The organism is Providencia heimbachae ATCC 35613 (assembly GCF_001655055.1).
Lineage (GTDB): Bacteria > Pseudomonadota > Gammaproteobacteria > Enterobacterales > Enterobacteriaceae > Providencia > Providencia heimbachae.
In genome coordinates, this window is the sequence record NZ_LXEW01000032.1 from 64,075 (window position 1) to 83,269 (window position 19,195).

Sequence of the window (19,195 nt, forward strand, 5' to 3'; positions counted from 1 at the left end):
TCAAGGAAATTTATTATGACTCGTTTAGCTTCCCGCTTTAGTGCGGCGAATAGCATTCGTCGTGACCGTCCGTTAACTATTGAAGAGTTGTTACGTACTGTACCCAGCGTATTTTCAGAAGAGAAACATGAATCCAGAAGCGACCGATACACTTACATCCCAACCATTACCTTACTCGATAGTCTTCAAAAGGAAGGCTTCTACCCGTTCTTTGCCTGTCAGACACGTGTTCGTGATACGAGTCGTAGAGAGCATACCAAGCATATGTTAAGACTTCGACGCCATGACCAAATCACAGGTATTCAAGTGCCTGAAATTATTCTTTTAAATAGTCATGATGGTTCAAGTAGTTATCAAATGTTACCGGGGTTATTTAGATCAGTCTGCCAAAATGGTCTAGTGTGCGGAGATACCTTTGGTGAAGTGCGAGTGCCACATAAAGGTGATGTTGTTGGGAAGGTAATTGAAGGGGCTTATGAGGTATTGGAAACGTTTGATTCGGTAGCGGAAAAGCGCGAACAAATGCAATCATTATTGTTGCCACCACCAGCACAACAAGCCTTGGCACAAGCGGCTCTGACCTATCGCTTTGGTGAGGAACACCAACCGATTACTGAAGAACAAGTATTACAGCCTCGTCGCTGGGAAGATAAGAAAGATGATCTTTGGACAGTATACCAACGTTTGCAGGAGAATTTAATCAAAGGAGGGCTATCGGGTCGGAACGCTAAAGGTAAGAGGGCTCGCACTCGTTCAGTGAATGGCATTGATGGGGATATTAAATTGAATAAGGCGCTTTGGGTGATGAGTGAAAAGATGCACGAGCATTTTAATGGGCGGCAAACTATTTAACAGAAGGGTCATGAGAGGGTATAATTATCTCGTTAACAACCCACTCATTAACCTCTTAATCAGACTATGAATTTAGGTATGATTTTTGTCTTGGGGGTGCATTTGGGGGTTAGTTATTTATCCATATTAATAATTTCTTTTTAAATCATATTATTTATATCTATATGCGACTCCTGTGATCGCGTATCAGTGAGCGATGAGTGTATTTACGGGCGAAAGAGAGTTTCACCATGAAGGTGGATTACGAACTAGCGGTTCATAACAACACAAAGTGTATTAAGAACCTTCCAGTATTAGCGGGTCATTACCGATTTTAATTGGGTTGGTTTTCTAACTAGAACTCGGTCTTAGAAAAACCGGTCATATCATCCAGTCCCATTTCACGGCCTAATGCCGTCATTGGATGGACAATTATTATGCCTCGTACGGCTTTTTTCAGTTTGCCAATATCAGCTTGCTCTTTTTTAGTGATCGGGCGTTTGAATGGCATATCCACCAATTTCTGCGCTTCTTTGCTGAGTTTCTTGTTACGTGTTTCCTTCAGACGAGCGATTTCAACTTCCAGCGTCGCTTTTTCTTTTTCAAGTTCTGCGTACTTTTCCGCTTCGTTCGCTAGCTGCATACTTGCCATCTGGCGACGAATAAGGTCTAAACGGTCGCTAAGAAGTTTAATTTGTGCTTTTTCGATTTCTTTCATTATTAATTAACCGTGAATAAATTTCTTGTCGGCAAGTATACACCATTCTGCGTAAGAGGGTAAAAAGGGATGCTGGTTGATAGCTATTTACTATCATTATAAAGGGTAATTTTTCTGTCATAAATCGATAAAGAGGATATGACCTTTTTTCCCCGCGTACTCTGCCAATTCCGAGTAAGGGGCGATGTCATATTTTTTCTATCCAATCAGAAACGAAGGCATCAATGGACATATAGGGATAAATGAGAGTGGTGCCAGTATGCCATTACTTGCAGATTATTTGCGCGTAAAAATTTTGCTCATCAAAACATTCATAGAAATTGATTTCAATTCAATAATAGAAATTTGATTCTATGGCTCATAACTTTCGTCATAGCGGTGAGTTTATCGAAATAGAGTAACGTACCAATATACTCAAGGTAATCGATACCTGATCGCCTCTACAAAAGCCATAAAAGCAGGTGAAGACTGCCGACGGTTTGGGTAATACAGGTGAAAGCCTTCAAAGTAAGGGCTGTAATCGGTTAATACAGATTGTAGTTTTCCCGTGGAAATATAAGGTTCTGCTAAATGTTCCGGAATATAGGCGATTCCCATACCATCAAGTGCTGCATTTAACTGGTGTAGTGTACTGTTGAAAACCAATTGTCCATCTACCTTTATGCTTGTTATACGACCATCTTGTTTAAATTCCCACGCATAAATAGAACCAGCAGCACGATGGCGAATATTGATACATTGATGATCAGTTAAGTCGGTAGGAATTAGGGGGAGAGGGTATTGTTTAAAATAAACGGGAGAGGCCACGGCAATTAAACGCCAATCTGGTCCAATACGTACCGCTATCATATCTTTGTTGATGTCATCGCCAATTCGGATTCCCGCATCGAAGCGTTCTTCTACAATATTTGTAAAGCCATAATCTACATATACTTCTAATGTGATATCCGGATATTTTTGTAAAAAATCATTCAATATTGGTCGGATATAAATTTCAATTTGGTCATCTGTACAGCTTAAACGAATAGTTCCGCGCGGATTATCTCTTAGCTCACTTAACGCATTAAGTTCAGTATCAATCTGTTCAAATAACGGACTGATAGCGTTCATCAGTTGTGCGCCGGCCTCAGTCACGGAGACATTTCGGGTTGTTCTTGCAAGCAGCCGAATACCCAATCGTTCTTCTAAAAGCCGGATGGTATGACTTAAGGCAGAGGGTGTTACACCGAGTCTTGCAGCCGCTTTTGTAAAGCTTTGCTCTTGCGCAACGATAAGAAAAGCGTGTAAGTCATTCATTTTATTTTTTATCATTAGTGAATTTTTCTCACAAGTTCATGAAGATTATGCCTACTAATTAAATTATCACCTGTATGTCATGATGATGTCCATTAAATATCGTAGACATAAAGGCGAATAAAACAGATGGATACTGCAATTCTTCAACAGCAAAAATTCCCTAAAAAGGCGAACTGGAGTGCGGTCTTCGCCATGACGCTATGTGTTTTTGTATTGATAGCTTCAGAATTTATGCCTGTTAGTTTGTTAACACCTTTAGCAATTGATTTTCAGGTGACAGAGGGAATGGCGGGGCAAGGTATTACAATTTCAGGTTTTTTTGCTGTTATAACGAGTTTATTTATTTCTGTATTTACGCGTAATTTAAACCGTAAAGCTTTGTTACTTGGGCTTACGTTATTGATGGGGATTTCGGGGGCGGTGATAGCCTTAGCGCCCAATTATTACCTTTATATGGTGGGTCGTGCACTAATCGGTGTTGCCGTTGGTGGTTTTTGGTCTATGTCTGCTGCGATAGCAATGCGGCTTGTACCGATAGAGCAGGTTCCTAAAGCACTTGCCATTTTTAATAGTGGCAATGCGCTAGCAACCGTCATTGCTGCCCCGTTAGGGGCATATTTAGGGGCAACTATTGGGTGGAGAGGTGCTTTTTTTTGCCTAGTGCCTATTGCGATAGCAGCCATTGTGTGGCTATGGATGAGTTTACCCACAATGCCAACTGATTCGACAAGTCATCAAAATTCCCCGCAGGTCTTCAGTATTTTTAGTTTTTTTAAATACCGTGTTGTGACACTCGGTATGCTAGCCATTGGGCTATTTTTTATGGGGCAATTTACCCTATTTACGTATGTGCGTCCTTTTCTCGAAACTGCGGCAAAAGTCGATATTTCGATGGTGACATTTATCTTGTTACTGATTGGTGTTGCAGGATTTATCGGAACACTGCTTATTAATAGCTTATTAAAAATACGTTTTTATCGAACACTCATCGTCATCCCGTTATTGATGGCCTGCATTGCTGTATCGTTAATTTTCTTTGGTCATTCCATTTTTGTTGTCATCGTATTACTGAGTGTTTGGGGTTTTATTGCGACTGCGGCTCCCGTTGGCTGGTGGAGCTGGGTACCTCGAGTATTTTCAAATAATGCAGAAGCGGGAGGCGGTTTGATGGTTGCGGTGATCCAACTGTCCATTGCCTGTGGTGCTTCGGTGGGCGGCATATTATTTGATGTTGGGGGCTATGAAAGTGCTTTTATTGTCAGTGCATTATTGCTTGTGGTAGCCGCAATATTTGTTCAATGCACAGCAAAGGCAGAAAAAGGAGAATGATATGTTTAAAACATTATTTAAAAATGTGCTTATCGTATTACCTTTTTATTTTCTGTTAGTAATGACTTGTGCCAGCCAGCCACTCTTGGCTCGTAATTTATCCATAGAATCAAAAGAATACTTAATCCAAATCCGTGTTGATACACAAATAATAATGGCAGTATTAGAGGATTCAGAAATAACGCGTGATTTTATCAGTTTATTACCGCTCACCGCTGAGTTGGCGGACTATTCATCCACAGAAAAAATCACGTATCTTCCTCGAAAGCTACAAACTCACAATACACCCGATGGGATCGTGCCTGAAGCGGGGGACATTACTTATTACGCTCCTTGGGGAAACATTGCGATTTTTTATCAATCATTTCGATATTCCTCTGGGTTAGTCCGATTAGGAAAAATAACCCATGGGCTTGAATACCTACAATTTAAATCACCAAAACAAGTCGTAATTGAGCTTATCCAAGAAAATGAATAGAAGAAGGTGTATATGATGAATAATGAACGTCGACATTTATTGAAATTAACCGGCGCGAGTATTGCCGTTGCGAGTATGGCATCAATAATTACGGCTCCAGCATTAGCGCAATCAAACACAATTGCCAGTGATCAATGGGATAAAACCTTCGTGAAAAGCGATAAAGTTGAACATAAAAAGGTCACATTCAAAAATCGCTATGGTTTAGTCTTAGCCGGGGATTTATATCAACCTAAAAATACGAAGGGGTCATTCGCTGCGATTGCATTAAGTGGTCCATTTGGTGCAGTAAAAGAGCAGTCCTCAGGGTTATATGCGCAAACATTAGCAGAGCGTGGTTTTATCACTTTGGCGTTTGATCCCTCTTTTACTGGAGAAAGTGGTGGTGAGCCTCGAAATGTTGCTTCTGCGGATATCAATACGGAAGACTTTAGCGCTGCCATTGATTTTCTAGGATTACTGTCAAACGTTGATCGCGATCGTATCGGTGTGTTAGCCATCTGCGGATTAAGTGGCATGGCTTTAACCGCAGCGAGTAGCGATTCGCGGATTAAAGCTGTGGCGACGGCATCAATGTACGATATGTCTCGCAGTATCAGCCGAGGATATCAAGATAGTTACACCCTTGAAGAACGACATAAAGTTATTGATTATCTTAGCCAGCAGCGTTGGAAAGATGCCAAAAGCGGGCGCGATGCTTTAGGCTATCATGAGGTACCATTCGATGAAAATGGTCATATTATAAAGGGGCTGCGTGTTTTACCTGAAATTTTACCTGAGAATGCACCACCGGTATTAGCGGCATTTTTTGATTATTACCGTACCCCTCGAGGCTTCCATTCTCGCTCAATTAATTCTACAACAGCGTGGACAGCAACAACGCCGATATCTTTCTTCAATTTTCCAATGTATGCCAATCTTGAAATGATATCACCGAGGCCAATTTTACTGATTGCAGGGGAAAATGCCCATTCTCGTTATTATTCTGAAGATGTGTACAAAGTGGCTTCAGATCCTAAAGAATTATTGATTATTCCAAATGCTGATCATGTTGATTTATATGATAATTTAAATAAAATTCCTTTTGATAAACTCACGGTATTCTTCCAACAGAATTTATAAGGTTTAACTTGTTGTACTGGATAAATAAATATTTTTAATATCAATTGGTTATATTTAGTTATATTCAAAATAATAGAACAATAAAATTGAGAAAGGTAAATAGAAAAACATGTTTACCTTTCTCATTCTTAATATATTAATCAAATTGCTGATATAGAGATAATGTTCACAGATAAAGATCTCTGTACGTTATATTTCAAAAATAAGCTTAAGTAAGAGCCAATGCGATTTTTGTGGTCTTCAGTTCAACTGAGGTAACCTCAGATCAACCCTCAATTGAGGGGATTGGGAGTGTATTTAGGTATGGTATGACTTGCCTCCTAAATTCTTATTTTTTATTTGTAATAAATAGGGCTTATGGAGATTTTATTTTTCTTGTGAATAGAATAAAAATATGAAGGGCTCCAAGTGATATTACTTCTTTAATATAAAGGCCATACCTAATATAAAGTTATGGCTTTTATATTTATATGACGAGTAATAATCTTAATTATTACTTAAAATAATGACAGTTTGTCCAGAAAATTCACCGGGTTCATTTCCAACATTATTGATAGCAGCAGAAAATATAATTGGTGTTGTTGAGTTAACAATGCCAGACCATTCCGTCGCCTCTGGACTATTTCCTACCTTCATTCTCATCTTCGCATTGACCGTATGGCTAGATGCCCCTTTTAACGCAATATTACCCTCTGGGTTTTCTTTTACCATGGTTACTTTAATTGAAGAGGTGCTTGGGCAAGTTAACATTACACCTGCTGTTGTTCCATAAGCCTGTTTGCCGATACCCACAGAACCAAGATTAATTTCTAAACTACCAGCAATCTCACAAGAGGGGGCAACGGAATCTACCATCGTACAATAACTATTTCCTTTTGTTGCATAATAGGTATTATATGTAGCAGTCCCTCTAACATTAATAAATGCTTCTTTTACACATAACTCAAGTTGATCTCCAAAAGAAAACCCTTGTTCAGGGTATATCCAAGATCCTCCAGAATCACTGGTTTCAATAGGTACTGTTTCTGCTGTGTGACTGGAACATAAAACACGTCTCCAATCCTTATACTTAGAAACATGGCTGAAACTAAAAATACTGTGTTGACCAAAAATGACCGAGCCAATATTGATAGCTCTAACTTTATTAGTTCGACTAAGATTTTTGTTAGTTGTATTATTTCTCATGGATGTGACTTCAACTAAAGCGCTACAACCGACTTGTGTTGACATACTTTCAGTCGTAATCGAGTCTTCATTTTCTGCACATCTCATTAAATATGGCGTGGTAGAGAGACCGTATTGACACCACTCTTCTGACATCTGAGGTATTGGACCCACAAACCCGCCTGTAGCCAAAATATCTAGATAATAACCTTGCTGTTGTGAGGCAAAATAAACTTGAGCATTTGCAGTAGAGATTATACTGATTGTGGCTAAAAAAGTGAAATAGGATATTAGTTTGGTTATATTAATATTATGCTTAAAATTCATGTGATTATCTTTTATCTACTGTTTATGATTATGTTTTCACTCATACCTTAAGGTATAAGTCATCGTTGCCATAAAATAGCCGGGAGTAATAGATTTATTCATGACAGATTCGCTATCACCCTGTACATACGCTCGTAGTTTTATTGTGACGGGCCCATCTTTTATCGCCTGAGAAGGGTAGGGCTGTGCTGAGTTAATCGGTAACTGCACACCACTTAAGGTTTCAATTCCGATTACGGCACCAGACGCTTCACTTCCGGTGTCAAATTTTAATAATCCATGTATGTTACTATTTCCCGTAAAGGAAGCCGTTATCCAATTACCAAGGGAGGTATCACAATCCTTCAATTCAAACTCAAATAGCACACCATAAGTTCGACCATGTAAATACAATTGCTTAGAATTGACTTCCCCTATTTCCACTAAAAAATTTTCAAACCTAGGCTCAACCGTACAGGGTAAAGCAACTAATGTTCCCCTGTACTGAATTTCATTACTATTCGCAGCTTGAGTACTTAATGAATAAGCACTGAGCATGAATACTGCGGTGCTCAGTAAGGATAAACGTCGCATTTTTCTGTGTTGTTTTTTCATGGATAGTTCAGCTCCATACTAGCCGTTGCTGTAAAATCCTCTGCATATAACGTTGATACTGGGCTTGTATCTTTTACTGGTACCGCATAGAACGATAAATCCCTCGTATCGTTGCTCGACATATTTATCGGTATCCCTGTATTTGGTGGTACCACGTTCCCATTTTGATATAACCGAACTCCCAACCCTAGCAGACTCGCTTGTAATGCATTGTCATCAAATGGGGCAATCATTCCACGGTATTCGAGATAGACCGCTACGGCATTTCCGAGACCAGCTCCACAATTAAGTGTTAGCGTGAAATCTTGCCGGTAGTTCACACCATTAATTTTGGTGATACCGACATCGCCAAATGGCACTTTGATTGGCTGATTAGCACCATCGGGTCCCGAGATATCGCAAGGCGGGTTTTGAATTAAATTCGCGGTAAAATTGACTTCAATTGCGGATACCGCTACAGACACTAAACTGCTTAATGTGAAAACCAGTGATCTTAATGTTGTTTTAAGCTTCATTACTGATACTCCACACTTAAAGTCGCGGAGGCGGTCATTTGCTCATTATTAATACCACCCGTTCCACTTGCAATTGGGATCACACTTAATCTAGGGTGCACGCTGTAATTAAATGGATGCCATTTTCCAATGGTCATGTCATTGCTTCCCATTTTTAAGGCTAACCCTAAGTTATCAACGGATGTCTTTAATATGTTAACCCCTTGACCAGCCATCTGCGTCCCGTCGAATTTCATTTTTAACGCTGGATTATTGGCGGCATCTGTACAATCGAGCTGATAAGGGATCTCGGTTTCATATTTTTGCCCGTCAATTTTTTTGATAATAAGATCTTCCATATCAACCGTGATTGGCTGATTAGGGCCACCGTTTCCATAAATATCACAGGTTTTTTCTATGACAGTGACTTTAACGGTCAAGGTATATATATCGGCAATTGCCAGATTAGAAAACAAACCGAATAGGGATAGAAACAGTCCAGAAATAATGTGTTTGGTCATGTTACTCTCCCGCTAGTCATACAGCATTTCAAAGGCAATGAGGGCTGAATATGTGCCCGGTTGTAACTGTCCTGTTCTGACTGGCGTAACATAATAAGTTAACTGGCTTTGTCCTGAAGGTAATAACAGGGGCTCACTTTCTAGTCCAAGGGGTAATAGTGAGCCGTTTAATGTTGTGATCGCCAGTCCCAATCCTTTCGCACCATTAACGCTTACTAAGTCTGGCATTGATGGCACACTAGCAGCCAAAAAGCGTATTTTTACTGCTGGCTGGCTAGAACTCCATGCTGTTATATCCGTTCGTACATTATTTAAACGAGTTTCTGTCTCTAAACAATTTTCTAGTTCAATATGAAACGGTATTGGAGTTCCTTTACCATTACGCTGCAATGTTCCTGTATCAAGGTTACCCATCTCTACTGATTGGTAACTTGATGTCATAGCGAGTTGGCATGGGCTTTCGGTCAATGAACCTTTGACATACACAATGCCATGTTGCCCATCGACGTTCCAATTATCAGTTGGGCGATAGAGACTGCTATTATTTTCTCCTACCGCTTGACTCGATAAAGTGATACCACTACTCAATACTGTGATAATTAAACCATATTGAACAAAATTTTTTCTGTGCATATCTGTCATTTTTACTCCCTACTACCTGTCAATATGAACACTATTAACCAAAAGCTCATTTGAATTATTCGCTTTTACTATTAGGTACAACTTGGCAGTTCGATGTTTGACAATGAAATGTCAAATTAGGGCGCCCACCATAATCATTGATATAAGTTAGTACTGGAGAATTACCGAGTTGTTTAGCGCTAATGCCTAAATCATTTTGCTCAAATGGTGGCACCATAACAGGAGTAAAATCTTTGCCATCCGAAGCTTTTCCATGAGCTGTCGCATTGATAATCGTGATGTAATAAGGCGTTGGATTTTTTATGATAAAACGTTCACCTTGCTTATCTAAGGTTAATCTTTCTTGCCATGGCACGCTGTTTTGTTCAGGAATGATTGCTTTAGGGCGATAAAATAGTTTCACTCGTGTTTGCAGAGCAATTTGTAGAGAGTTTGGCTTATCACTTTTTGGCGGTATTTCGCGTAAATTAAAATAAAATAAAGACTCTCGATCTTGTGGTAACGTATTGATTACAGGTAATGCTTCAATTTTTACTTGACTTGATTTACCCGGCTCTAAACGTTGTACTGGCGGTAATACAACCAGAGGTGATTGAATTTTTTGACCTTCGATATTTTCAATCCAACCTTGCGCTAAATAGGGCAATTGATTGTTATTATTGGAAATATTTAATGATATGGATTTCTGACCGCCATTAAATATGATCCGAGTTCTGTCCATCGATACTGCAGAATAAGCTGTGCTACTGAATATAGCTAGGCTAATCAGATAGATAGCTGTACGATAATGAGTCATTAATTGCATGATTAATTTACCTTTTATTTATGTATTCACTCTTAAACTACATTTTTGTTAATGTGATTTTTTGAATGAATTAGACTAAGTTTATGTCTAATAAAACTATTTTTTTGTTGTTAATGTTGGCAATGTTGTTGGAATACATGGCAGTAGTAATGCATCCTGTAGCGGATCTAACTGATCAGGAAATGTTACCTGACAAGCATTGTCCTCTCCCCACGTTACTGTCATCACATTCTGAGGGTTAATTCCGCTAATATAAGCACTCCCTGCATCTCCGACGATCCCTGTATTTTGCCCTTTACTATTTTGAATTTGAGCACCAAATGGAGGATGGCTACCGTCTGGGAATCGAAGTATAGTCATTGCTTTTTGCCCTGATACCACGGAAAAATGACGATAGCCGACAGCACCTTCCGTCAGCGTAGCTTGTACCACTGATTGTTGTGCATCCACATTATCTGGAAGCATATTTAAATCAATTTGTGCTTTATTACGGTAGTAACTACTCATATCGCCAACAATGGCTTTACCAAATATATTCGACGTTATTGGTGCACCAATGCCTTTGATCGGTACATTTGCAACACCATCGGTATCGACTAGCATTCTAGTTCCACCCATTGTATTAACACGATGGAGACTCCCCCCTTCCGGAGTAATCGTCATCCCACCGCTTGCTGATAGGCCAAAAGCGCTATATTGATTATGCATATAACTTGCATTAGCCGTTAAACGTGCTAAATCGGATTGGTGGGTAACAAATGCGCTACCAGTTCCACCTTTTTTGCTACTACCTGTACTCAATTGGTATGTAGTTCTATCATCGATACGGTCGTAATAAGTTGCACGGTTAGTCGTTTCGTAACGGCTACTATTCAACGAGTATCCTATATTGGCCCCATGACTTAGAGGGAATGAAGTCGATAGATATATACTGTCATCCTTCACACCGTTATAAGTTCTACGGTTTGCTGATAAGTTAATGCTGATATTTTTTAGTGAGCCAATATCCATATATTTTGACAACATGACGCTGTAGTAGTCATTATCTGGCTGATCCCAATAGGTTTGATGGTTATAGTTCAGATATAATGACATTCCTAACTCACTGAAATTCTTATTCAGTGATATGGTATAGAGCTCTTTATTTCCGCCATAACGCTCACCTGTTTGCAGTGCGCTTAAGAAATCAGACATTGACATAAAGTTACGTTCTGAAAATCGATACCCTGCAAATTGAATGGTGCTATCAATCGCTTCAAAACGTTTAGAGTAATTGATGCGGTAGGAGCCGCCATTTAAATTTCCTATACTCGGTAAACGAGCAAAAGATTGAGTAATATCAAAAGATAAAGCGCCAAATGCTAATAAATCACGTCCAATACCCAGTGATACCGCATTGTAGTTTTTACTATTAAGGCTACCGCCAAATAGTGACCATCCATTGTTTACTCCCCACGAAAATTCCCCCGTCACAAACGAGTCTCCTTCACTGTGACGTTGATAATTTGTAGGTTGACCTAATGCTAATTTATATTGTACTTGTCCTGGACGTGTTAAATAGGGCAGACTAGCTGTATCTATTTGAAACTCTTGGGTTGTCCCATCTTGTTCTTTAATGATGACATCTAACTTGCCGCTAACCGCATCACTCAAATCTTGGATACGAAATGGCCCCGGCGCGACCTGTGTTTCATATAACACTCGTCCTTGCTGGCTAATAATGACGGTTGCATTGGTGTTTGCAATCCCAGTGACTTCCGGTGCATAGCCACGTAAATTAGGTGGCAGCATATTTAATTCAGAACGAACACTAGCCCCTATAAAACGAAATGAATCAAATATATTAGATACGAGGTAGTCTTCTCCTAGCACCAATTTTGCAGCGAGTGAAGGTAATGCGCGGTAGGCATAAAACCGATTCCAATCTAAATCTTCATTGGTTGAATTACTAGAACCAGTAGTATGGTTTAAACTTCCCTGCCAATCGGACCGAAAGCGCCAAGCACCTAAATTTAATCCTACAACACCATTTCCATTTAATGTGTAGCTATCATGGCCACCGTTATAGGAATTATTAGTATTGCCATTAACGTTATAATCTAGCATTAATGCGGTGATTCCATCATCCCAACGAGAGGGAGGATCCCAGTTAGGTGAGGTATATTCGAGGTAAGCTTGTGGAATACTTACATATAATGAAGAAGATGCTAATTCTCCACGAATTTGCATCCCAGGTAGACTACTTGATGCAAGACATTCGCCATCGTGCCACCAAGTTAATTCTTTTTTTGCCGATGAAGTTAATCCTAGTTGCTCCACTACCTCCGGTGATATACAGGCATCGCTTCCTTGAGGATCTCCTTCAGGGATATAAAAAGGCACTGATACTTCAGATAATTGTTCGCCATTTACTTTTAATGTAAAAGAATAGGTGCCAGTCATAATATGACCCGCACGAGAAAACTGCTCTAAGTCAATGTTATTTTTATCTTCTAGGTCCAATACATCGGTATTGAATTCAATTGTTTTAGAAGCCCATAATGGCGTGGATAGACCATACAGTGATAAAATAATGGTCAAACCTAAGCTATTCAGGCGAAATAATACAGGTCGTGATGAAGACATAAATAACATCCCTAAAAATCAAGTCCAGCAAAAATACAAGCTAAAAATAACTTTTTATAATTAGTAATAATCCAGTTTAAAACGTAGAGCACTTTGATACTCTCCAGGGCGCAACGGCTGGTTATCGGAAACTAACCTCAATCCGTAATGCAGTACCATATTCTCAGGTTTAATCGTCTGTTTTTTCGTGAATCGCCCAGGATAAATAAGTTGTCCATCAGCATCTTGTAATGAGAGAGCAACACCATGAGCATCCCCAGATACCGTAAACCAATTACCAGAAGTTGGACCATCAAAAGTCACGGTAAAAGCTTGCCAAGCTGAACCGGTATAAGGCATTAAAGTGCAACCTATTAAGGTAATAGAAAAAGGACGAATAGGGCTTTGCCCTTGTTGACGTATTGTCCCAATAGGTAAAATACCCATATCAACAACTTGTTCATAAGAGCCAGTATCAATTGCACATGCTGAATCAACAATACTGCCATTCATATTGACACTTCCCCATAATGAAGATGTCTGTGCCTGCACACTTGATAAAATGGCAAATTGACTTGCAAATAACAGAGCACTGACAGAGATAGCTTTCATAAATGAGTCTCCTCTCTTCAATAATTCCCCTAACAATTTAAGATGCTAGGGGAATATATTATTGGTAATAGCTAACCGTGATTAGTTATAAGCCAAAGTAAAATTGGTAACCGCTTGGAAGCTACCCGGTACCACAGTCGCATCTGACAAACCTTGTAGAGCAGCTTGGAAACTTAAAATATTATTTCCTGAGGTATAAGCGCGCTCAATAGTTGAATCATTAATATTAATTTTTGCTCCTGATTTATTCATTAATACGATACCTGCACCAGAAGCATCACCTGTGATTTGAATTAATCCAGTATTACCGCCTTTATTAACCCATTCAGTTCCCTCAAATTTCACTTCAACCATATTGTTATATGTCTGTGTTACACCTTGTTCATCTTTATATTCGGCATTCAACGTACAGCCTTCTAAATGAATATCAAAAGGTTGAGCAGCAGACATTCCACCTTTTTGTAGAGTAACATTAGAAACTTGGCCTAAATCAATGGTCTGGCTTTCATCCCCTGGTGCAATGGAGCACGGTGCTTCAATAATAGAACCTGTAAAAATGACAGTACCTTTACCTGCATCAGTTGCAAAAGCAGATGCACTCATTGCGCCAGAAATTAAAGTTGCTAAGATAAATTTATTCATAATAATGAATTATCCTTATTTAAAATAATATAAAAGTCTTTAATTAGACTTCAGTCAAAGAAAACTAATAAATTTAATTAACTTAAATTTATTAGTTTATGGTTTATTAGTTGACATGTTCGCTCAAAGGGAAAAATATATTATAATAACGAAATCCAATTTCATTATTATATTCATAAACATTTGAAAGAACTCTATTAAAAAAAGAATCAACAGGCTCTTCAAGAGAATGCAATAATACCATTAGATAATCTAATCTAATTGCACAAATACCACATTCATATCTAGATAATTGCTGTTGAGATACCCCTAAATAACTTGCTAATTCTTTTCCTGTCATTCCTGAACGTCTTCTTAACCTACTGATTTCTCTTCCAACTTCCTTAACGAAAATATTCTTATAATCATTAAGGACTTGTTTCTTACACACAATTTTAGCTCTCTAAAAAATTTCATTTAGATTTGATTTTTTATATAAGATTACTTAATTTAAAAGTAAAAAACCAAAATTTAAATAAAATACAGAATGATATAACAAAAAAATGCAATATTTTAGGTTACACAACCAAAATACTCAATATTAGCGTAATTTAACGAATTAAAAAACATTGGTCAAATGGCTAATAAGCAATCAATTCAATTATATTTAATATGGATATCTTATGATGGTATAAATAAAGACTTAAAAAACATGACAATAGCGTGTCGAAAAAAACAGCAATCGAGTAGAGAGGTTCATTAAAAGACTAATACTTAAGAGTTATATCTTAAATAAAATGATATTTAATAATTAAAACAAAATAAAAACCTGAAATTAATAACTAAACATAACTATTTCAAATTGATAACATATGGATGGAAAATATTAATAATAATCAATTGATTATACTTTTACATCTTATATAGATAATCAAAATTAATATCAAATGACAATGCAAAATTGTAAATAGATTAAAATAAAATCAAAATCATTAAGTCCAACTTAAGTGATATTTTAAGTTTTTAAGATATAAAACGATTGGATTAAACAAGAGGTATCATTTAAATAAAGAAAAAGTTTTGAAAATATTTAAATTATTAAATCGAAATTTGAGTGAAAACTCAAAAAATAACTAAAAATATATATTTTTAGGATGAGCTATATTAGTGTTTTGAGACTTAATGAGGCGGGAGTTCGTGATACGGAATAAGAGAGTGATAACTTAACATACTCATCGATAAAATATTTCCGCACCAGTTAATGTTTCACTCTAAGAAGAGTTTAGTAACTTCGAGTTATCATTCCATTTTGTAGGTGGTGTCGATAGTCAGCAATCGAGCACTCAGACGTAAGCGTAATCCACCCGAGTTTTGTGAAAAACTAGCAGAATAATTAGGGTTGAGGCTTTTTAGGCATTCAACCCTGTAAAGTGAAGTAATTTATTTGTCTGCCGAAATTAAAATATTGGGTAAAGTTATTTACCTGATAGCTCTTTTCGGATGATCTCTGCACCGGCGCTTAAGGCATTGAGTTTGCCACTGGCCACTTGGCGAGATAAAGGCGCCATACCACAGTTCGTGGAAGGGTAGAGCTTGTCCGCATCAACAAACTGAAGTGCTTTGCGTAAGGTATTGGCGACTTCTTCCGGTGTTTCTATGGTATTGCTTGCTACGTCAATGGCACCGACCATCACTTTTTTACCACGGATCAATTCAATTAAATCCATTGGAACGTGGGAATTGTGACACTCTAATGAGATTATATCGATATTAGAGGTTTGCAATTTAGGGAAAGCTTCTTCGTATTGCCTCCACTCTGACCCCAGCGTTTTCTTCCAATCTGTGTTCGCCTTGATACCGTATCCATAACAGATATGTACCGCAGTTTCACACTTAAGTCCTTCGATGGCTCTTTCTAAGGCTGCGATCCCCCAATCATTGACTTCGTCAAAAAAAACATTAAAGGCAGGCTCATCAAACTGGATAATATCGACACCCGCAGCTTCTAATTCTTTGGCTTCTTGATTGAGGATCTTGGCAAATTCCCAAGCGAGTTTTTCACGGCTTTTATAATGGTTATCATAGAGCGTGTCTATCATCGTCATGGGACCAGGTAAAGCCCATTTAATCGGCTGCTTAGTTAGCTGACGTAAAAATTTGGCATCTTCCACAAAAACAGGTTTTTGACGGGTCACTGCATCAACAACGGTCGGCACGCTTGCATCATAACGGTCACGGATTTTAACCACCTGACGTTTCTCAAAATCAACGCCACTGAGGTGTTCAATAAATGTTGTGACAAAGTGTTGGCGGGTTTGTTCACCATCACTGACAATATCAATACCTGCTCGTAGTTGATCATCTAGCGACAACCGGAGCGCATCTTGTTTTCCTTCAATTAATTCCTCGTTTTGCAATTTCCAAGGTGACCAAAGTGTCTCAGGTTGTGCAAGCCAAGAAGGCTTAGGTAAACTGCCCGCAGTCGAAGTTGGTAGTAGTATTTTCATCATCGATGACCTTTTATTTTTGGTTAATTAAAGCGCGCAGTTAGCAGGCTGTTGCTCAAGAATATGCTTATAGGGTTTGATGAAATACTCTTCCGTAAATTTCCCCTGCTCAATAGCCAACTGGCTACGTTCTTCTCGGTCATAAACAATTTTTGTTAATGAATAATCCTGTTGATTCAGGCTTGGTTGATAACATTGCCCTGCGGCAGAATTAGCATTGTAAATCTCAGGTCGGTAAATCTTTTGGAACGTTTCCATCGTGCTGATAGTACTGATAAGCTCGATATTCGTGTAATCACTGAGTAAATCACCTGTAAAATAAAACGCTAAAGGGGCGACACTATTTTGAGGCATAAAATAGCGAACCTGCAGCCCCATTTTTTCGAAATATTGTTCAGTCAAAGATGCATTATTTTGCTGATACTCTATGCCTAATATAGGGTGCTGGTTCCCCGTTCGATGATAGGTATCTTTATTCGATACACTTAAGCATATTACCGGTGATTTATTAAAATTTGCTTTGTACGCATTTGAGCTAACAAAATATTTGAATATATTCCCATGCAAGTTACCAAAGTTATCTGGAATACTAAACTCAGGTTGATTTTTATTATGGGCTAATAGCAAGACGCTAAAATCATAATCTCGCACATAAGAAGAGAAGTTATTCCCGACAATACCTTCAATTCGTTGATGCGTTTTTTTATCAATAATATTCGTTTTTAATATTTCAATCACCGGGAAGGTATTACTATTGTGTTCAATCTTCATCTCTACTGAAATGATTTCAAGTTCGACAGCATAGCGGTCACTTTTTGGATTATCCCAAGAGGCTAATGAATTGAAACGATTATTAATCATCATCAACGTATTGCGCAAATTCTCCTGACGGTCTTTCCCTCTGGCTAAATTCGCAAAATTGGTCGTGATACGCGTATTTTCAGAAGGATTATAATTCTCATCGAAAAGACTGCTTTTAATCGTAAATGTAAAGTATTTGTTCATTATAATCTTGCATCCTAAGCACTGGCATGAAAACGACATTCATCTCTTAATTATCGAGAAGTTATTAATGTTCTCATTCTTCAGTCTTTATGTTGTCAATTAGTTAATATGTCTAATTTATGCCAGAGCAACGGGATGAGTGAAAGCGACTTAATTTCATTACAACATGAGTTATATTCATGATCGGGATGCTATGGGCGTTGGAAGGATTTAACGATATGGCAGGAGGTGTTTATTGCGTTACTTTATACTATCTCGGAATTGACCTGACAATTAATTTTACGGTTAAGGTACTGTCAGGTCGGAACCAATACATTATTTCTTTTTATTAAGCATCGATTTTAAATCAGCAAAGGGATTGTAGGTTGCTTCACCAATATCTTTTTGCGCATCTTCTCCCGCCACAACCCGCGTGCCGTAAAGATCAGCTTCGGTGTACTTCGAGTGCTCGTGGTCATGACAAAATAGGCACAATAACTCCCAGTTACTCCCATCTTCAGGGTTATTGGTATGGTCGTGATCGATATGGTGAACCGTTAATTCGCGTAGGTTTGAATAAACAAATTCCCGTGTACAGCGTCCACATACCCACGGATAGAGTTTTAGTGCTTTCTCACGGTAGCCGCTTTCCAGCCGCGCGTAATTTTTGGGGATTAGAGCCATTGCCAATGTCACCTGTTATAAAAAGATAATTTTACGATAGTGCTCTCAATATACCCCATAATGAAATAAAAGGAGAAAGGTAAGAGGGATCAAATGTTGATTTTTGTTTTTTCGATATCAAGCAAAGGGCAACTATCTAACGCCATAAACCCATTAGATAGTAATATGACTACTCATTAATGTGGCAGCTGGGGATATCCGTATATTAAAGAGTGAAGATAAACTTCACATTGCTATACAGACTATATGGGTGAGTGAGAAGAAAATTTATGAAACGTAGTTGGTATAAATGTTTAATGTTATTTTATGATTATCTTTTTTTGATTACATTGAGCATAGAAAGGTATTAATTAAAATCATTTCAAGTCTAGTAGAGGTGAATTATAAATGTAATGGTGAATGAAATTTAAAACTATCATTATTAAAATGACTTTACGATTGGTGTAGTATACCGATAGTTTTTATGGTTTAGTATTTTACCTTATATTCCTATGTAGTTAGTTTGTTTTTACAATGTTTTATTGTGATATATAAAATATAATTCGTATTGGTGCTATTTAAATTTCTATTTTTTTTTAAATCCTGTTCGAGTTTAATTTTTTTGTTTTTAATTATATCTATTAACTACTCTTGTTTATTGTAAATTATTGTTTCTATTTTACTCTAATTACATGTAATTGATTTATTCATGATATTTATCTCAAAATGATACTTCATTGTTTAATGAAATTTAACTTTAGTTAGCTATCTAATTAATAACGATATTTTTTACTCCTCAAATGAGTCGATCGGCAAAACCGATCAAACCATGATCTCACGATAGTCTCCAGCTATCAAAAAGTATGATTTTGATCGGAAAAAA

The 19,195-nt window shown here is 37.9% G+C and carries 19 protein-coding genes; 4 read left to right on the forward strand and 15 right to left on the reverse strand.

Going from position 1 to position 19,195, the window contains the following annotated elements:
* Positions 1 to 15: 15 nt before the first annotated feature.
* Positions 16 to 852 (forward strand): DUF932 domain-containing protein, encoded by an 837-nt coding sequence (locus tag M998_RS11265; protein ID WP_068908897.1) that lies wholly within the window; start codon positions 16 to 18, stop codon positions 850 to 852.
* A 334-nt stretch (positions 853 to 1,186) separates the two neighbouring features.
* Here the strand turns inward: M998_RS11265 and M998_RS11270 are convergent, their stop codons facing one another.
* Positions 1,187 to 1,549: a YibL family ribosome-associated protein gene (locus tag M998_RS11270; protein WP_068438902.1), complete on the reverse strand. Its 363-nt coding sequence runs from the start codon at positions 1,547 to 1,549 to the stop codon at positions 1,187 to 1,189.
* 414 nt (positions 1,550 to 1,963) lie between these two features.
* Positions 1,964 to 2,845 carry a LysR family transcriptional regulator gene (locus M998_RS11275; protein ID WP_232007524.1) on the reverse strand — a complete coding sequence of 294 codons (882 nt, stop codon included), beginning with the start codon at positions 2,843 to 2,845 and terminating at the stop codon, positions 1,964 to 1,966.
* Between the two features lie 126 nt (positions 2,846 to 2,971).
* Between M998_RS11275 and M998_RS11280 the strand changes: the two genes are divergently transcribed.
* Genes M998_RS11280 through M998_RS11290 form a run of 3 tightly spaced genes read left to right on the forward strand, consistent with a single transcriptional unit; the run spans position 2,972 to position 5,774 of the window.
* Positions 2,972 to 4,174, forward strand: a complete 1,203-nt coding sequence (locus M998_RS11280) for an MFS transporter (protein WP_068908901.1) — start codon at positions 2,972 to 2,974, stop codon at positions 4,172 to 4,174.
* Position 4,175: 1 nt separating this feature from the next.
* The gene (locus M998_RS11285) at positions 4,176 to 4,652 is read left to right on the forward strand and encodes a cyclophilin-like fold protein (RefSeq protein ID WP_232007525.1); all 477 of its coding nucleotides are present in this window, start codon (positions 4,176 to 4,178) and stop codon (positions 4,650 to 4,652) included.
* 15 nt (positions 4,653 to 4,667) lie between these two features.
* The gene (locus M998_RS11290; protein ID WP_375342651.1) at positions 4,668 to 5,774 is read left to right on the forward strand and encodes an alpha/beta hydrolase; all 1,107 of its coding nucleotides are present in this window, start codon (positions 4,668 to 4,670) and stop codon (positions 5,772 to 5,774) included.
* Between the two features lie 486 nt (positions 5,775 to 6,260).
* Here M998_RS11290 and M998_RS11295 read toward each other — a convergent pair whose 3' ends face one another.
* The 13 genes from M998_RS11295 to yajD all read right to left on the reverse strand — a co-directional run bounded on the left by M998_RS11295 (position 6,261) and on the right by yajD (position 18,333).
* Positions 6,261 to 7,265 carry a hypothetical protein gene (locus tag M998_RS11295; protein WP_068908904.1) on the reverse strand — a complete coding sequence of 335 codons (1,005 nt, stop codon included), beginning with the start codon at positions 7,263 to 7,265 and terminating at the stop codon, positions 6,261 to 6,263.
* 36 nt (positions 7,266 to 7,301) lie between these two features.
* A complete protein-coding gene (locus tag M998_RS11300) occupies positions 7,302 to 7,859 on the reverse strand; it encodes a fimbrial protein (protein ID WP_232007526.1) in 558 nt (185 codons plus the stop codon).
* The gene (locus M998_RS11305; protein WP_068908906.1) at positions 7,856 to 8,374 is read right to left on the reverse strand and encodes a fimbrial protein; all 519 of its coding nucleotides are present in this window, start codon (positions 8,372 to 8,374) and stop codon (positions 7,856 to 7,858) included. Before M998_RS11305 ends, M998_RS11300 begins: the two co-directional genes overlap by 4 nt.
* Positions 8,374 to 8,874: a fimbrial protein gene (locus tag M998_RS11310; protein WP_082913024.1), complete on the reverse strand. Its 501-nt coding sequence runs from the start codon at positions 8,872 to 8,874 to the stop codon at positions 8,374 to 8,376. The genes M998_RS11305 and M998_RS11310 overlap by 1 nt, the downstream gene beginning before the upstream one ends.
* A gap of 12 nt (positions 8,875 to 8,886) precedes the next feature.
* Positions 8,887 to 9,516, reverse strand: a complete 630-nt coding sequence (locus tag M998_RS11315) for a fimbrial protein (RefSeq protein WP_068908908.1) — start codon at positions 9,514 to 9,516, stop codon at positions 8,887 to 8,889.
* Between the two features lie 55 nt (positions 9,517 to 9,571).
* Positions 9,572 to 10,321, reverse strand: coding sequence for a fimbria/pilus periplasmic chaperone (locus M998_RS11320; protein WP_068908910.1), 750 nt, complete (start codon positions 10,319 to 10,321; stop codon positions 9,572 to 9,574).
* 96 nt (positions 10,322 to 10,417) lie between these two features.
* Complete coding sequence (locus M998_RS11325) at positions 10,418 to 12,946, reverse strand: outer membrane usher protein (RefSeq protein ID WP_068908912.1); 2,529 nt, start codon at positions 12,944 to 12,946, stop codon at positions 10,418 to 10,420.
* A 60-nt stretch (positions 12,947 to 13,006) separates the two neighbouring features.
* The gene (locus M998_RS11330) at positions 13,007 to 13,537 is read right to left on the reverse strand and encodes a fimbrial protein (RefSeq protein WP_068908914.1); all 531 of its coding nucleotides are present in this window, start codon (positions 13,535 to 13,537) and stop codon (positions 13,007 to 13,009) included.
* Positions 13,538 to 13,618: 81 nt separating this feature from the next.
* The gene (locus M998_RS11335; RefSeq protein ID WP_068908916.1) at positions 13,619 to 14,179 is read right to left on the reverse strand and encodes a fimbrial protein; all 561 of its coding nucleotides are present in this window, start codon (positions 14,177 to 14,179) and stop codon (positions 13,619 to 13,621) included.
* A gap of 106 nt (positions 14,180 to 14,285) precedes the next feature.
* Positions 14,286 to 14,609 (reverse strand): helix-turn-helix domain-containing protein, encoded by a 324-nt coding sequence (locus tag M998_RS11340; protein ID WP_145980637.1) that lies wholly within the window; start codon positions 14,607 to 14,609, stop codon positions 14,286 to 14,288.
* A gap of 1,024 nt (positions 14,610 to 15,633) precedes the next feature.
* Entirely contained in the window at positions 15,634 to 16,665 is a 1,032-nt protein-coding gene (locus M998_RS11345; protein WP_068438894.1) for a methionine synthase, read from the reverse strand.
* A 27-nt stretch (positions 16,666 to 16,692) separates the two neighbouring features.
* A complete protein-coding gene (locus tag M998_RS11350; protein ID WP_068438892.1) occupies positions 16,693 to 17,670 on the reverse strand; it encodes a DUF1852 domain-containing protein in 978 nt (325 codons plus the stop codon).
* Positions 17,671 to 17,985: 315 nt separating this feature from the next.
* The gene (gene yajD, locus M998_RS11355) at positions 17,986 to 18,333 is read right to left on the reverse strand and encodes an HNH nuclease YajD (protein ID WP_068438890.1); all 348 of its coding nucleotides are present in this window, start codon (positions 18,331 to 18,333) and stop codon (positions 17,986 to 17,988) included.
* Positions 18,334 to 19,195: the final 862 nt, after the last annotated feature.

Excerpts from the sequence above, each read along its gene's own strand:
- M998_RS11330 (WP_068908914.1), bottom strand. The coding sequence starts at position 13,537 with ATGAAAGCTATCTCTGTCAGTGCTCTGTTATTTGCAAGTCAATTTGCC.
- M998_RS11280 (WP_068908901.1), top strand. The coding sequence starts at position 2,972 with ATGGATACTGCAATTCTTCAACAGCAAAAATTCCCTAAAAAGGCGAAC.
- M998_RS11265 (WP_068908897.1), top strand. The coding sequence starts at position 16 with ATGACTCGTTTAGCTTCCCGCTTTAGTGCGGCGAATAGCATTCGTCGT.
- M998_RS11290 (WP_375342651.1), top strand. The coding sequence starts at position 4,668 with ATGAATAATGAACGTCGACATTTATTGAAATTAACCGGCGCGAGTATT.
- M998_RS11300 (WP_232007526.1), bottom strand. The coding sequence starts at position 7,859 with ATGAAAAAACAACACAGAAAAATGCGACGTTTATCCTTACTGAGCACC.
- M998_RS11325 (WP_068908912.1), bottom strand. The coding sequence starts at position 12,946 with ATGTCTTCATCACGACCTGTATTATTTCGCCTGAATAGCTTAGGTTTG.
- yajD (WP_068438890.1), bottom strand. The coding sequence starts at position 18,333 with ATGGCTCTAATCCCCAAAAATTACGCGCGGCTGGAAAGCGGCTACCGT.
- M998_RS11295 (WP_068908904.1), bottom strand. The coding sequence starts at position 7,265 with ATGAATTTTAAGCATAATATTAATATAACCAAACTAATATCCTATTTC.
- M998_RS11270 (WP_068438902.1), bottom strand. The coding sequence starts at position 1,549 with ATGAAAGAAATCGAAAAAGCACAAATTAAACTTCTTAGCGACCGTTTA.
- M998_RS11315 (WP_068908908.1), bottom strand. The coding sequence starts at position 9,516 with ATGACAGATATGCACAGAAAAAATTTTGTTCAATATGGTTTAATTATC.
- M998_RS11335 (WP_068908916.1), bottom strand. The coding sequence starts at position 14,179 with ATGAATAAATTTATCTTAGCAACTTTAATTTCTGGCGCAATGAGTGCA.
- M998_RS11310 (WP_082913024.1), bottom strand. The coding sequence starts at position 8,874 with ATGACCAAACACATTATTTCTGGACTGTTTCTATCCCTATTCGGTTTG.
- M998_RS11320 (WP_068908910.1), bottom strand. The coding sequence starts at position 10,321 with ATGCAATTAATGACTCATTATCGTACAGCTATCTATCTGATTAGCCTA.
- M998_RS11275 (WP_232007524.1), bottom strand. The coding sequence starts at position 2,845 with ATGAATGACTTACACGCTTTTCTTATCGTTGCGCAAGAGCAAAGCTTT.
- M998_RS11345 (WP_068438894.1), bottom strand. The coding sequence starts at position 16,665 with ATGAAAATACTACTACCAACTTCGACTGCGGGCAGTTTACCTAAGCCT.
- M998_RS11305 (WP_068908906.1), bottom strand. The coding sequence starts at position 8,374 with ATGAAGCTTAAAACAACATTAAGATCACTGGTTTTCACATTAAGCAGT.
- M998_RS11350 (WP_068438892.1), bottom strand. The coding sequence starts at position 17,670 with ATGAACAAATACTTTACATTTACGATTAAAAGCAGTCTTTTCGATGAG.
- M998_RS11285 (WP_232007525.1), top strand. The coding sequence starts at position 4,176 with ATGTTTAAAACATTATTTAAAAATGTGCTTATCGTATTACCTTTTTAT.